This window comes from Pseudomonas sp. FP2338 (genome assembly GCF_030687515.1).
Lineage (GTDB): Bacteria > Pseudomonadota > Gammaproteobacteria > Pseudomonadales > Pseudomonadaceae > Aquipseudomonas > Aquipseudomonas salomonii.
This window is the reverse complement of record NZ_CP117436.1, coordinates 5,992,670-6,005,455: the sequence shown is the minus strand read 5'-3', so window position 1 is coordinate 6,005,455 and position 12,786 is coordinate 5,992,670. Positions and strand designations below refer to the sequence as shown.

Here is a 12,786-nt window from a genome sequence, read left to right as displayed (position 1 = left end):
TGATTCGTCATAAATGAATGGCAAAGTCGCTGCGCGGTTTTCCATTCATGAAAGAAGGATCTTTATGCGGACTTTCCCTTTTTTGCGGGGGCGCAGTTGGTGCGCGCTGGTGGTGGCGGTGGGCGTTTTCGGCGTGGCGCAGGCTAAGGATGATGCTGCGGATCGCTCCGTGACCATCGAAAAGCATACTCAACGCTACGTGATCAATACCGACGGCAGCTATGTGTTGGATGCCGATAAGGTCGTGCTGATCAACGAGGAGCGGGCCATCCGGTCCAGTGCCCAGCAAGCGGTCAGTTACAACCGCTCATTGGATAGCCTGGAGATTGTCGAGGCGTTCACGCTCAAGCCCGATGGGCGCAGGGTAATGGTCACCGCGCCGCAGATCAGGGAACAACAGGAACAAGCCTCGGCCAATGCCCCGATGTTTCAGGATTCGCGGGTCAAGGTGGTGATTTTTCCTGAGGTGGCAGTGGGTGATCGTCTGAGCTTGCGCTACAAGCGAATACGCCACACGGCGCTGTTTCCTGGCGAGTTTACCGACTTCTCCACGGCGAGCTTGAGCCCCACGCTGGATTACTCCCTGATCTACGACTTGCCTGCCGACAAGCCCTTGTACGCTGAGGCCCGCGGTTTCAAAGCCTCCACTGCGGCCGCAGCGGTTGGGCGTAAGGTGTACCGATGGGACTACGTGCCGGCCGACAAAACCCGGCCCGAACAAGGCGCGGTGGCCTACACCGACTATGGCCAACTCCTCGCTGTTTCGACCTTTGCAACCTACAAAGACCTGGCCAGGGCTTACGAGGCACGTGCCAAGGTTGAGGTCACATCGCAAATCACCGAATTGGCGCAAACGCTCACCGCCGACCAGCCAACGCCTCGGGCCAAGGCCCTGGCGCTCAGTGATTGGGTGCGCAAGAACATCCGTTATGTGGCGGTTTACATCGACGCCGGCGGCGTAGTGCCGCACTCGGCGCAATCGGTGCTGGCTAATCGTTACGGCGACTGCAAGGACCATGTGGCCCTGCTGGAAGCCATGCTCAAGGCCGTCGGCATCGACAGCTCACCGGTGTTGATCAACGCCGGCAATGCCTATGTTTTGCCCAAGGTCGCGGCGTTACGCGTGCTCAACCATGCGATCACCTATGTGCCGAGCCTGGACCTCTATCTGGACTCCACCGCCAGTTTCATCGCTGCCGGTTACTTGCCACTGCAGGACTTGGACAAGCCGGTATTGTTGACGCGTACTGGCGAGATGGCACGTACCCCGGCCACTCAACCGAGCAAGCTGTCGAGTGAATTGGTGTTCAAGGTCGATGACAAGGGCGCGGCAGACTTTACGCAAACGTCCCTCGCCGAGGGTTGGCGTACCGAAGCGACGCGTTTTTGGATCAGGTCTCAGCAGCCGGCGGAGCGTGATCAGATGATCCAGAAAATGCTGCGCAGCTCAGGCCAGACGGGCAAAGCCGCGCTGCAAACAGATGCGCTGGAAGGTGATGCGTCCGGTTTCAACACCACGTTGGCCGGGCGCACGGAAAACCTCGTCAACGTGCCGGGGCCGATCGGTGTACCGGCACTCAGTCGCCTGGGAAGCAATATTGCCCAGGACGTGCAGGCCCTGTCGGTAGAAAAGGAACGGGTGCAGAACTTCACCTGCTTTGCCGGCGAGAGCGTTGAAAAGGCCCGCTTCGAGTTCCCCACCTCGTTGACTATTCTGGCGGTGCCCAAGACCGTTTCGCTCAAGGGCGCGGATGTTACCTACGACGCCAGTTATGAGCGCAGCGGCAATACCGTGCTGGTTTCCCGCACGCTTGCCTTTAACCACCCCGAAGCGGTGTGCAGCCCTGAGTGGTTCAAGAGCATGCAGCCGATGGTCGAGGCGATGTTCAACGACCTCAAAAGCCAGATCATCGTGCAGGCCCATTGATCGCAGGCGCCGGCGGCGAAATGAACTCGCCGCCGGCCTCAATCAGTGAGCCTCGGCAGGTGGTGCCGGCTCATCTTTGGTCACGTGCTTGACCAGCTTGCCGATGCTCAAACCCTGCAACAGGATCGACGACAGCACCACGATGTAGGTGATGCTCAGCAGCAAGTCGCGTTCCGGGCCAAGCGGCAGGGCCAGCGCCAGTGCGACCGAGACGCCACCGCGCAAACCACCCCAGGTGAGAATGCGGATAGTGCCGCGTGGCACCGTGCGCCAGCGCCGCAGCAACAGGATTGCCGGGGCTACGGTGAGCAGGCGTGAAGCCAGGATCGCCACGGCCAGCAAGCTGGCGGCCAGTACGTGCAGCCAGTTGAACGGCAACAGCAGCAGCTCCATGCCGATCAGGGCAAACAGCAAGGCGTTGAGCATGTCATCGAGCAATTCCCAGAAGCCGTCGAGGTAGCGGCGGGTCATGTCGTTCATCGCCAGCTTGCGGCCCAGGTTGCCGATGATCAGCCCGGCCACCACCATCGCAATCGGCGCCGAGACGTGCAGCTCGGTCGCCATTGCCGAACCGCCGATCACCAGCGCCAGGGTCAGCATCACTTCGATCTGGTGCTGCTCGATGCTCTTGATCATCAGGTACACCAGGTAGCCGATAAGCCCGCCGAACACCACGCCACCGATCGCTTCATGGGCGAACAGCATGGCCGTGGCGCCGACGGTCGGTGTTTCGCCCAACTGTGCGATGCCCAGCAGTACGGTAAACACCACCACCGCCGTGCCGTCGTTGAACAGCGATTCGCCGACGATGGTGGTTTTAAGCGGCTTCGATGCGTTGGCGGTTCGCAGTACGCCCAGCACCGCAATCGGATCGGTGGGTGAGATCAGCGCGCCGAACAGCAGGCAGTAGAGGAAGCTGACGTGCCAGCCGAACAGGGCAAAAATGTAATACGCCAGGCTGCCGATGACCACGGTGGCGATCAATACGCCGAAGGTCGCCAGCAGGCCGATGGGCCAGCGATAGCTGCGCAGGTCGTTGAGGTTGACGTGCAAGGCGCCGGCGAACAGCAGGAACGACAGCATCCAGTTCATCAGCAAGTCGCCGAAGTCGATCTGGCCGATCAACTGCTGGATACGCTCTTCCAATCCTGGGTAGCCGATAAGGCTCAAGCCTTGCAGAATCAGGGAAAACAGCAGGGCCGTGACCATCACGCCGATGGTGGGAGGCAGCCCGATAAATCGGTAGTTCACATAGGTGAGCAGCGTGGTGAGGCAAATAAAGGCGGCGACAAGTTCAAGCATCCGAGGTCCTTGGAAGTGAGGGAAGGTCGTTATTGCTGGGATGGACCGCAACAGCGGCGGGATGTTTCAAGGCGCCGGCTAAAAGCGCGATAGAACCTTTCGGCGTGCTTCGGTTCATAGCCGGTGAGTGCGGTTTTGCAGTGATAGTGCTAAAACTCTAATTTCTATTTAAAACAAAAAAAGGAATCCATTATGACGGCCGCTTTCTGGTGTGTGTTGATCGCAATATTCCTGCCTTACCTGTGCACGGGGGTGGCCAAGTTCAGCGGCGGCAAGTTCGGCCCGCGGCATAACCACGACCCGCGCGCGTTCCTGGACACCGTCGAAGGCCTCGCCAGGCGCGCCCACAACGCCCAACTCAACAGCTTTGAAGTGACGCCTGCGTTTGCTGCGGCGGTGATCATCGCGCACCTGGCCGGTACGGCGTCGCTGGTGACCATCAATGTGCTGGCGGTGCTGTTTATCACCAGTCGGCTGCTGTACATCATTTGCTACCTGGCCGACTGGGCGATGCTGCGTTCGCTGGTGTGGGCGGTAGGGATGGCGTTGATTGCGAGTTTCTTTTTTGTCTCGATCTAGAGGTTTGACGTAATCCCCTGTGGGAGCTGGCTTGTGTGGGAGCCAGCTCCCACATGTGATCTTCAACGTTATTCAGGAGCCAGCAGGCGCATCCGGCACGTGGGGCAACGCCGCGCCCTTGGGCCACAGCATCCAGATCTGCCCCTGCTGCTTCATATTCCCCGCCAGCTCACCCGCCGCGTCACCGGTGCCCCAGAACAAGTCTGCACGCACTTCGCCGGTGATCGCGCCGCCGGTGTCTTGGGCTGCCACGGGTCGGGCAATCGGTGAACCGTCAGGCTTAGTGGTCGACAGCCATAACAGGCTGCCCAGCGGAATCACCTTGCGGTCCACCGCCACGCTGTAACCCGCCGTCAGCGGCACATTCAGTGAACCACGCGGACCTTCGTTGCTGTCCGGGCGGGCGCTGAAAAACACGTAGCTGGGGTTGCTCGCCAACAATTGTGGAATACGCTGCGGGTTGGCCTTGGCCCAGGCGCTGATGGCACCCATGGTCACGTCCTCTTTTTTCAGCTCGCCTTGTTCCACCAGCCAGCGGCCGATCGGGCGGTATGGGTAGCCATTCTGGTCACCATAACCGACGCGCAGTTGGCGCCCACCGGCCAGTTGAATACGCCCCGAGCCCTGGATCTGCAGGAACTGCAGGTCCATCGGGTTGGTCAGCCAGGCAATCGGTTTGGCGGTGGAGCCCTGGCCGTTGATGGTGCTGGCATCGTCATACGGCTTGAGCACGCGGCCCTCGAGACGGCCGCGCAGGCGCTTGCCCTTGAGTTCCGGGTAGATGCTTTCCAGGTTGACGATGATCAGGTCATCCGGCACGCCGTACACCGGCACATGGGCAGTGGCGGTTTCGGTCAGGCTGCCGGGGTAGACCGGCTCGTAGTAGCCGGTGATCAGGCCATTGGGTGTGTTGTCGGCCGAGCGCAGGCCGAACACATCCAGGCGCTCCTTGAGAAAACCGCGCACGGCCACGGCATCGCCCGGTACGGTGGCGGCGGCGGCACAGGTCGCGGCCCATACCGGATCAGCCTTGAGGCGCTGACAGGCACTGCGCCAGGATTCAAACCCGGCCAGCAGGTCGCTGTCGGACACCGCCGGCAGCGCTTCCCACGGTGCACTGACATAAGTGGCAACGGCATGGGGCTTGGCCGCTTCATCTTTTTTGTCGGCGTCTTTGCCGCTATCACAACCAGCCAGCAGCGCAACCATCGGCAGAGCCCACACCATTCGGCGGCTCCAGCGTTTCAAGATGACATTCATACACGTAATTCCTGAAGTGGTTGCCTGCGCCGCAGCGCATTTGGGCAACCCTTATTATTAATAGGGCTATTGGTCTTTGCGGGCGGGGCGAGGATACTGGCCGCCGTTTCCCGTGACCCTGAAGCCATCATGACTTTTAAAAAACTGACCGTGGTATTGCTGGCCTGCCTGACCTTGTCCGCCTGCGGCGGTGTCGACCCGAATTCGCCGCTGGGCCAACGCAAGGCCATCTTCAAGCAGATGCTCAAGACCGGCGAAGACCTGGGCGGCATGCTGCGTGGGCGTATCCCTTTCGACGGCGCGAAGTTCGCCGAAGGCGCGGTCAAGCTCGATGCGTTGTCCCACGAGCCGTGGAAGCATTTCCCGAGCGTGCGTGAGGAAGATCACACCAGCGCCAAGGACACTGTGTGGCAACAGCAGGCACGCTTCCAGGAGCTGGCCCGAAACCTTGAAGCGGCCACCGGTGAATTGGTGATCGCAAGCCAGGTGCAGCCCTACAAGGCCAGCAACCTGGGGCCTGCGGTGCAGAAAGTCGAAGATGCCTGCACGGCCTGCCATAAACAGTTTCGCGACCACTGACCGGTTTTACTTGTCGAGTTCGTCGACGGCCTCTTGCAGTTCTTTGCGCGACTGAGCCAGCTTGTCTTTGCGTTTGTTGATCTTGTCGGCATCGCCTTTTTTCATCGCCTTGTCGAGGTCGGCCTGACGGCGGCTGACTTCGTGCTTGGCGTCGAGCACCTTGTTCTCTCGTTCTTTGCGCAGGGACGCATCGGTGCAGTGGGCGGTGACTTCGCTCAGGGCTTTTTCCAAACCGGCCTGTTGCTCGCTGTTGCCATGGGCCTTGGCTTGTTCGATTTGTGCGCTGATGGCCTGGCGCTTGGCGGCGCAGCCGGTGAGTTCCGGCACTTCTTCGGCGGCCAGCAACGGCATGCTCGCCAAGCTTACGGTGGTCAACAAGGCAAGTGGGGCTAGAAATTTCATGTGAGGCTCCAAGGTCGCAATTGGATGGCAGGGTGAATTCTGCCGGGTTAAAAGTGGCTGGGCTGGGCTTAAAACCCGTCAATCCCTGCCACGCGTAATGTTTCAGCTAATGCTTGTACGTGTGGGTCGCGAAAAAAAGCGCTCAGTTGCGCCGCACGGCCCGGGCCAATGCCGTCGGTGGCCAGCCAGGCTTGCGTGTCTTTGGCGGCCAGGGCCTGCCAGCCGCCCTCCAGATCATTGCGCGCCGAAGGCGGTACGCCCAGGGCTTTGAGCCATTGTGCAAAGGGCCGTTGCCGCGCGCTTTGCAGGCTGTCGAGCACCCGGGCACGGCGGCGTTCACCGAAGCCGTCAATGTTAGCAAGCTCTGCCGCATCCAGGGTTAACCAATCGAGAATGCCTGCGATTAGACCGGCCTGAATCAATGCGTTCCAGGTTTCCCGGCCCATATAGGGCAGGGCCAGGCCCTGATTGCTGCTCAGCCAGGTCAGGCGCGCGAGTAATTGCTCCTCGCAACCGGGGTCCAGTTGCCAGCAACTCAACGCGTGGAAGTCGCGCGCATCGGGCACGTGCACCGCCACCCTGGTCTCGTTGCGCAGGATCACCTGCTCCAACCGCGGAATCACTTGGCCGGCAAGGCTGATGGAGACTTGATCGCCGGGGCGGATGTCCAGCGCATGCCAGTGCTTCAAGGAGCCGACGCTGACGCGGCGGATTTGCCGGTCGTCCAGTCGCACCGCCTCCAGTTCCAGAATGGGCGTGATACGCCCCGTGCGGCCAATCTTGAACTGCACCTTGCGCACCAGCGCCAAAGCCCTGGTTATCGGGTACTTCCACGCGACCGCCCAATACGGTGCGCTGACCTGCCAGCGCTTGGCGGGTGCGTGCAGGGCCTGGTGCAACACCACGCCATCGCTGGCAAAGGGCAGCGGATGGTTGTACCAGTAGCTGCGCCAATGCGCGGCCTCAGTGAGGTTTTGCACGGGGTGGCTGTAGCGGCGGCTATCGGTGAAGCCCCAGCGCGCCAGGGTGGCCAGCCGCGTGCTGAAGTCTGCCGGGCCTTCGGGCCAGGCCCAGACGAATAGTCCGATCCTGGAAGCCTCGGCCTCACTTAACTGTCGGCGATTCATCAGCCCGGCCACTTTGCTGCGGGCGCCGAGCCCGCCGTGTTCGGACTGCACATGATCGTCAAGGCGCCAATAGAGTTCGCCTTGCAGCACCAGGTCGATGGGCTCGGGCAGTTGCTGGACAATGCCCTGGATCTTGCGCGCGGCGGCTGTCCAATCCTGACCGAGCAGGCCGTCGCCACGGCTGATGAGCTGGCTCAGGCGGCCTTTGCGATACACCAGCGTCACCGCAACGCCGTCGACCTTGGGTTGCACCCAGACGTCCTGGCGTGTCTTGAGCCACTCACCCACGGCCTCTTCATCCACCAGCTTTTCCAGGCCGGTATGAGCGACTGGATGGGGCTGTGTACCGCGCGCACCTGCCAGCGGGTTGTCCGCCGTCGACTGCGTTGGCGCAAAACACGCCTGCCAGCGCGCCAGGCGCTGGCGGGCCTGGTCGTACAGCTCGTCGCTGACCGGAGACTGACCGAGCCGGTGGTAACTGTCATCCCAGAGCTTGATCTGTTCAGCCAGCGTGCCGACCTGTGAGCGCGCCTCTTCGGGGCAGTCTTCGGCCCAGGCCAGAAACGCCAGGGCGCTGAGTACAAGGGCAATCAGTAAACGCATGATGAGCATCCGTGCTCGGAAGGGACGCCCAGCCTAAGTGATCCTGGCGGCCACAAAAAAGCCCCGGCAGGGCGGGGCTTTTTACCGGGTGTTTCCAGTTACCTGAACAGGCCGCCCAATGCATTCACAGCTGGGTACTTTTCCAGCGTGGCTTCCTGTGTTTGCTGCTTGGCATCGACCTTGGCCTGGGGCTCCGCGAGTTTGTTACAGCCTTTGTTGAGCTGCGCCTGTGCCGCTTTAAGGGCCTGGATGCTCAGCAGGTCAACATGCCAAGGTCATTGCGCAGGCCATAAAAAGCCCCGCCGGGCGAACCCGGCGGGGCATTGGGTGCAACGCGTGCTTACAGGCCGGCGGCCGTGCGCAAGTCGTTGGCGCGGTCGGTTTTTTCCCAGGTGAAGGTGGTGAAGGTGTCGTCGCCGACAGTCTTCTGCGCAGGCGTACGGCCGAAGTGGCCGTAGGCTGCGGTGTCCTGGTACATCGGGTGCAGCAGGTCGAGCATGGTGGTGATGGCGTACGGGCGCAGGTCGAAGATCTCACGCACCAGCTTGACGATCTTGTCATCGCTGATCTTGCCGGTGCCGAAGGTGTTCAGCGAGATCGACGTAGGCTGGGCCACACCGATAGCGTAGGAAACCTGGATCTCGCAGCGCTCGGCCAGTCCGGCCGCGACGATGTTCTTGGCCACGTAACGACCGGCGTAGGCCGCCGAACGGTCAACCTTGGATGGGTCTTTACCCGAGAACGCGCCACCGCCGTGACGGGCCATGCCGCCGTAGCTGTCGACGATGATCTTGCGACCGGTCAGGCCACAGTCGCCCACCGGGCCACCGATGATGAACTGGCCAGTCGGGTTGATGTGGAACTGGGTGTCTTTGGTCAGCAGCTCGGCAGGCAGCACGTGCTTGACGATCAGCTCCATCACGCCTTCACGCAGGTCGGCGTAGGACACGTCCGGGTTGTGCTGGGTCGACAGTACAACGGCGTCGATACCCACCACTTTGCCGCCTTCGTAACGGCAGGTCACCTGGGACTTGGCGTCCGGGCGCAGCCACGGGAGCACGCCGGATTTACGTGCTTGCGCCTGGCGCTGTACCAACTGGTGCGAGAAGGTGATCGGTGCCGGCATCAGCACGTCGGTTTCGTTGCTGGCGTAGCCGAACATCAGGCCCTGGTCGCCGGCGCCCTGATCTTCTGGCTTGGCGCGGTCCACGCCCTGGTTGATGTCGGGGGACTGCTTGCCGATGATGTTCATCACGCCGCAAGTCGCGCCGTCGAAGCCGACGTCGGAGCTGTTGTAGCCAATGTCGGTGATCACGTCACGAACGATCTGCTCCAGGTCGACCCAAGCCGTGGTGGTGACTTCACCGGCGATGATCGCCACGCCCGTTTTCACCAGAGTCTCGCACGCCACACGGGCGAACTTGTCTTCAGCAATGATAGCGTCCAGCACCGCGTCAGAAATCTGGTCGGCGATTTTGTCCGGATGCCCTTCAGACACGGACTCGGAGGTGAAAAGGGAGTATTCGCTCATCTCGATGTTTTCCTGATATTTACCGATGGTGAGTGTCGCCAGTCGGTCGCTGAAAGTGGCGGACCTGGATCTGGAAACCATTACGTAAACCTACATAGAGGCTTTCCCCGGGAACGAGTCCCGCAGCGGTGGCCCAACGGGCCAGATCGTCCTGTTCAAAACCCAACCAGAGATCACCGCAGGCCTCCTTGGCCCAATTCTGGTTGTGGCTGCATAAATCTGTGACCAGCAGGCTGCCGCCCGGTTGCAGCAAATTCGCCATCTGCTTGAGGGCTTCGGCGGGGGCCGCGAAATGGTGCAAGACCATGTTCAGCACCACGCAATCGGCCCGCAGGCTGGTGTCGTTCAACGCGTCGGCCAACTGCAGGCTGACGTTGCCCAGCGCTTCGCGTTCGCACAGCTGGCGCGCCAGTTCAAGCATTGCCGGGCTGTTGTCCAGCGCCGTCACCTGCTTGAAGCGCCGTGCCAGTTCCGGCAAGAAGCCACCGTCGCCGGGGCCAACTTCCAGCGCCGTCGCCTCATCACTGAAGCTCAGCTTGTCCAACAGCGCCAGTACGCTTTCGCGGTATTGGGGCAAACCGGCGATCAGGTCCTGTTGAGCGCGAAACTTCTCGGCTACCCGTGAGAAAAAGTCCTGGCTGGCGGCGGCGCGTTGCCCGTGGACCTGGCTGATGCGCGACTGCACGTCGCTGGGCAGGCCCAAACTGTCTACCTCGTCGAGCAGGGCGGCGTGCAGCTTGCCGCCGAGCAACTCGGTGTGGGGCAGGGCGCGGCGATAAAAAATCGCATTGCCTTCGCGGCGCGTGGCGACCAGCTCGGCCTGGGCCAGCACCTTGAGGTGGTGGCTCATGCCGGATTGGCCGATGGCAAAGATCTGCGCCAGTTCCAGCACGCCAAAAGAGTCGTTGGCCAGTGCACGCAAAACGTTCAGGCGCAACGGATCACCGGCGGCCTTGCATAAGGCAGCCAGCTCATCGCTGTCGTCGGGACGCAAGGACGGCACGGGTAGGTTCATAAGGCCAGCAGTCTAGTGACGGGTGGAAATCCTCGCAAGGCCAATATCAAAAAGTTTTGATATTGGTCGATAATCGGTAGTTATAAGCAGCCGCTATAACCTTTAGACGAAGCGGTGGGCTGTTTCTGCAAGCCAATGCCGGGCAAACCGCAGGAAAAACACCTTCAAGTGACTATCTGTCATTGCCCGCAGGCGGTGGCTGAGGGAAAATGCCGGTCCTTTTTTCCGTTTCTTCTATCTCAAACTCCAGGAGATCAGCGATGCCCAGCCGTCGTGAGCGTGCCAACGCCATTCGTGCCCTCAGCATGGATGCCGTGCAAAAAGCCAACAGCGGCCATCCCGGTGCCCCGATGGGCATGGCGGATATCGCCGAGGTGCTTTGGCGTGACTACCTGAAACACAACCCGAGCAACCCGTCGTTCGCCGACCGTGACCGCTTCGTGCTGTCCAACGGCCACGGCTCGATGCTGATCTATTCGCTGCTGCACCTGACTGGCTACGACGTCACCATCGATGACCTCAAGAGCTTCCGCCAGCTGCACAGCCGCACGCCGGGCCACCCGGAATTCGGTTACACCCCAGGCGTCGAAACCACCACCGGCCCGCTGGGTCAGGGCCTGGCCAACGCCGTGGGTTTCGCGCTGGCTGAAAAAGTATTGGGCGCGCAGTTCAACCGCCCTGGTCACGACATCGTTGATCACCACACCTATGTGTTCCTGGGTGACGGCTGCATGATGGAAGGCATTTCCCACGAAGTCGCTTCCCTGGCCGGCACCCTGGGCCTGGGCAAGCTGATTGCCTTCTACGACGACAACGGCATCTCCATCGACGGCGAAGTCGAAGGCTGGTTCACCGACGACACGCCAAAGCGTTTCGAAGCCTACAACTGGCAAGTGATTCGCAACGTTGACGGCCACGATCCGGAAGAGATCAAGACCGCCATCGACACCGCCCGCAAGAGCGAGCAGCCGACCCTGATCTGCTGCAAGACCATCATCGGTTTCGGCTCGCCGAACAAGCAAGGTAAAGAAGACTGCCACGGCGCCCCATTGGGTGACGCGGAAATCGCCTTGGCTCGCGAAGCGCTGAAGTGGAACCACGGCCCGTTCGAAATCCCGGCTGACATCTACGCCGAGTGGAGCGCCAAGGAAAAAGGCCTGGCCGCCGAAGCCGAGTGGGACCAGCGTTTTGCTGCCTACTCCGCCGAATTCCCGGAATTGGCCAACGAGCTGGTACGCCGCCTGGCCGGTGACCTGCCTGCCGACTTCTCGGAAAAAGCCTCGGCCTACATCGCCGAAGTCGCGGCCAAGGGCGAAACCATCGCCAGCCGTAAAGCCAGCCAGAACACCCTGAACGCCTTTGGCCCATTGCTGCCTGAGATCCTCGGCGGTTCGGCTGACCTGGCCGGTTCCAACCTGACCCTGTGGAAAGGTTGCAAAGGTGTTTCGGCCGAAGACGCCAGCGGCAACTACATGTACTACGGCGTGCGCGAGTTCGGCATGAGCGCCATCATGAACGGCGTGTCCCTGCACGGTGGCCTGGTGCCTTACGGCGCGACCTTCCTGATGTTCATGGAATACGCGCGTAACGCCGTACGTATGGCCGCGCTGATGAAGAAGCGTGTGATCCATGTGTACACCCACGACTCCATCGGCCTGGGCGAAGACGGCCCGACGCACCAGCCGGTCGAGCAACTGACCAGCCTGCGTACCACGCCGAACCTGGATTGCTGGCGCCCAGCCGACGCGGTGGAATCCGCGGTGGCCTGGAAGCACGCGATCGAGCGCAAGGACGGCCCTTCGGCGCTGATCTTCTCGCGTCAGAACCTGCAACACCAAGTGCGTACCGACGTGCAGATCGCCAACATCAGCCGTGGCGGTTATGTGCTCAAAGACTGCATCGGTGAGCCGGAGCTGATCCTGATCTCCACCGGTTCCGAAGTCGGCCTGACTGTTCAAGCCTACGACAAGCTGACCGCCCAGGGCCGCAACGTTCGCGTGGTGTCCATGCCGTGCACCAGCCTGTTCGAAGCCCAGGACGCGGACTACAAGCAATCGGTTCTGCCGTTGCAGGTCAGCGCACGTATCGCCATCGAAGCGGCTCACGCCGACTACTGGTACAAGTACGTGGGCCTGGAAGGCCGCGTGATCGGCATGACCACCTACGGTGAGTCGGCGCCGGCGCCAGCCTTGTTCGAAGAGTTCGGTTTCACCCTGGAAAACATCCTGGGTCAGGCTGAAGAGCTGCTGGAAGACTAAAAGCTCGTCCCCTTGTAGGAGCAAGCTTGTTGTGGCGAGGGAGCTTGCTCCCGCTGGAGCGCGAAGCGCTCCCAAACCGTTCACCGAGATGTCACTGATGTATCTCGGTTGTTCGGTTTGGGGCCGCTTCGCAGCCCAGCGGGAGCAAGCTCCCTCGCCACACAAGCGCGCTCGCGCAATGGTTTGTGTCGCCCACACTGCGA

General features: G+C 61.3%; 10 protein-coding genes. 4 read left to right on the top strand and 6 right to left on the bottom strand.

The features are described 5' to 3' along the window. Nucleotides 1-64: 64 nt before the first annotated feature. The gene (locus PSH96_RS27250) at nt 65-1,927 is read left to right on the top strand and encodes a DUF3857 domain-containing transglutaminase family protein (protein WP_305456312.1); all 1,863 of its coding nucleotides are present in this window, start codon (nt 65-67) and stop codon (nt 1,925-1,927) included. 42 nt (nt 1,928-1,969) lie between these two features. Here the strand turns inward: PSH96_RS27250 and PSH96_RS27245 are convergent, their stop codons facing one another. Continuing rightward, complete coding sequence (locus PSH96_RS27245) at nt 1,970-3,229, bottom strand: sodium:proton antiporter (RefSeq protein WP_305456311.1); 1,260 nt, start codon at nt 3,227-3,229, stop codon at nt 1,970-1,972. Nucleotides 3,230-3,421: 192 nt separating this feature from the next. Here PSH96_RS27245 and PSH96_RS27240 point away from each other — a divergent pair, with 192 nt between their 5' ends. Continuing rightward, on the top strand, nt 3,422-3,808 hold the full coding sequence (locus PSH96_RS27240) for an MAPEG family protein (protein ID WP_305456310.1): 387 nt from the start codon (nt 3,422-3,424) through the stop codon (nt 3,806-3,808). A 72-nt stretch (nt 3,809-3,880) separates the two neighbouring features. Here PSH96_RS27240 and PSH96_RS27235 read toward each other — a convergent pair whose 3' ends face one another. Next, nucleotides 3,881-5,068, bottom strand: coding sequence for a murein transglycosylase A (locus PSH96_RS27235; protein WP_305456309.1), 1,188 nt, complete (start codon nt 5,066-5,068; stop codon nt 3,881-3,883). Nucleotides 5,069-5,197: 129 nt separating this feature from the next. Here PSH96_RS27235 and PSH96_RS27230 point away from each other — a divergent pair, with 129 nt between their 5' ends. Beyond that, a complete protein-coding gene (locus PSH96_RS27230; protein WP_056857735.1) occupies nt 5,198-5,647 on the top strand; it encodes a cytochrome c in 450 nt (149 codons plus the stop codon). Between the two features lie 6 nt (nt 5,648-5,653). Here PSH96_RS27230 and PSH96_RS27225 read toward each other — a convergent pair whose 3' ends face one another. The 4 genes from PSH96_RS27225 to PSH96_RS27210 form a co-directional block, all read right to left on the bottom strand. Then, nucleotides 5,654-6,049, bottom strand: a complete 396-nt coding sequence (locus tag PSH96_RS27225; RefSeq protein ID WP_305456308.1) for a DUF1090 domain-containing protein — start codon at nt 6,047-6,049, stop codon at nt 5,654-5,656. 68 nt (nt 6,050-6,117) lie between these two features. Then, on the bottom strand, nt 6,118-7,779 hold the full coding sequence (gene ligB, locus PSH96_RS27220) for an NAD-dependent DNA ligase LigB (RefSeq protein ID WP_305456307.1): 1,662 nt from the start codon (nt 7,777-7,779) through the stop codon (nt 6,118-6,120). A gap of 340 nt (nt 7,780-8,119) precedes the next feature. Next, nucleotides 8,120-9,310, bottom strand: a complete 1,191-nt coding sequence (gene metK, locus PSH96_RS27215; RefSeq protein ID WP_099550362.1) for a methionine adenosyltransferase — start codon at nt 9,308-9,310, stop codon at nt 8,120-8,122. Between the two features lie 19 nt (nt 9,311-9,329). Next, on the bottom strand, nt 9,330-10,325 hold the full coding sequence (locus tag PSH96_RS27210; RefSeq protein WP_065929477.1) for a metalloregulator ArsR/SmtB family transcription factor: 996 nt from the start codon (nt 10,323-10,325) through the stop codon (nt 9,330-9,332). Between the two features lie 260 nt (nt 10,326-10,585). Here PSH96_RS27210 and tkt point away from each other — a divergent pair, with 260 nt between their 5' ends. Continuing rightward, nucleotides 10,586-12,583, top strand: a complete 1,998-nt coding sequence (gene tkt, locus PSH96_RS27205; RefSeq protein ID WP_305456306.1) for a transketolase — start codon at nt 10,586-10,588, stop codon at nt 12,581-12,583. The last annotated feature ends 203 nt before the right edge of the window (nt 12,584-12,786 follow it).

Coding starts and splice junctions, on each gene's coding strand:
- PSH96_RS27235 (WP_305456309.1), bottom strand. CDS start 5,068: ATGAATGTCATCTTGAAACGCTGGAGCCGCCGAATGGTGTGGGCTCTG.
- PSH96_RS27225 (WP_305456308.1), bottom strand. CDS start 6,049: ATGAAATTTCTAGCCCCACTTGCCTTGTTGACCACCGTAAGCTTGGCG.
- PSH96_RS27240 (WP_305456310.1), top strand. CDS start 3,422: ATGACGGCCGCTTTCTGGTGTGTGTTGATCGCAATATTCCTGCCTTAC.
- PSH96_RS27230 (WP_056857735.1), top strand. CDS start 5,198: ATGACTTTTAAAAAACTGACCGTGGTATTGCTGGCCTGCCTGACCTTG.
- PSH96_RS27245 (WP_305456311.1), bottom strand. CDS start 3,229: ATGCTTGAACTTGTCGCCGCCTTTATTTGCCTCACCACGCTGCTCACC.
- metK (WP_099550362.1), bottom strand. CDS start 9,310: ATGAGCGAATACTCCCTTTTCACCTCCGAGTCCGTGTCTGAAGGGCAT.
- ligB (WP_305456307.1), bottom strand. CDS start 7,779: ATGCGTTTACTGATTGCCCTTGTACTCAGCGCCCTGGCGTTTCTGGCC.
- PSH96_RS27210 (WP_065929477.1), bottom strand. CDS start 10,325: ATGAACCTACCCGTGCCGTCCTTGCGTCCCGACGACAGCGATGAGCTG.
- PSH96_RS27250 (WP_305456312.1), top strand. CDS start 65: ATGCGGACTTTCCCTTTTTTGCGGGGGCGCAGTTGGTGCGCGCTGGTG.
- tkt (WP_305456306.1), top strand. CDS start 10,586: ATGCCCAGCCGTCGTGAGCGTGCCAACGCCATTCGTGCCCTCAGCATG.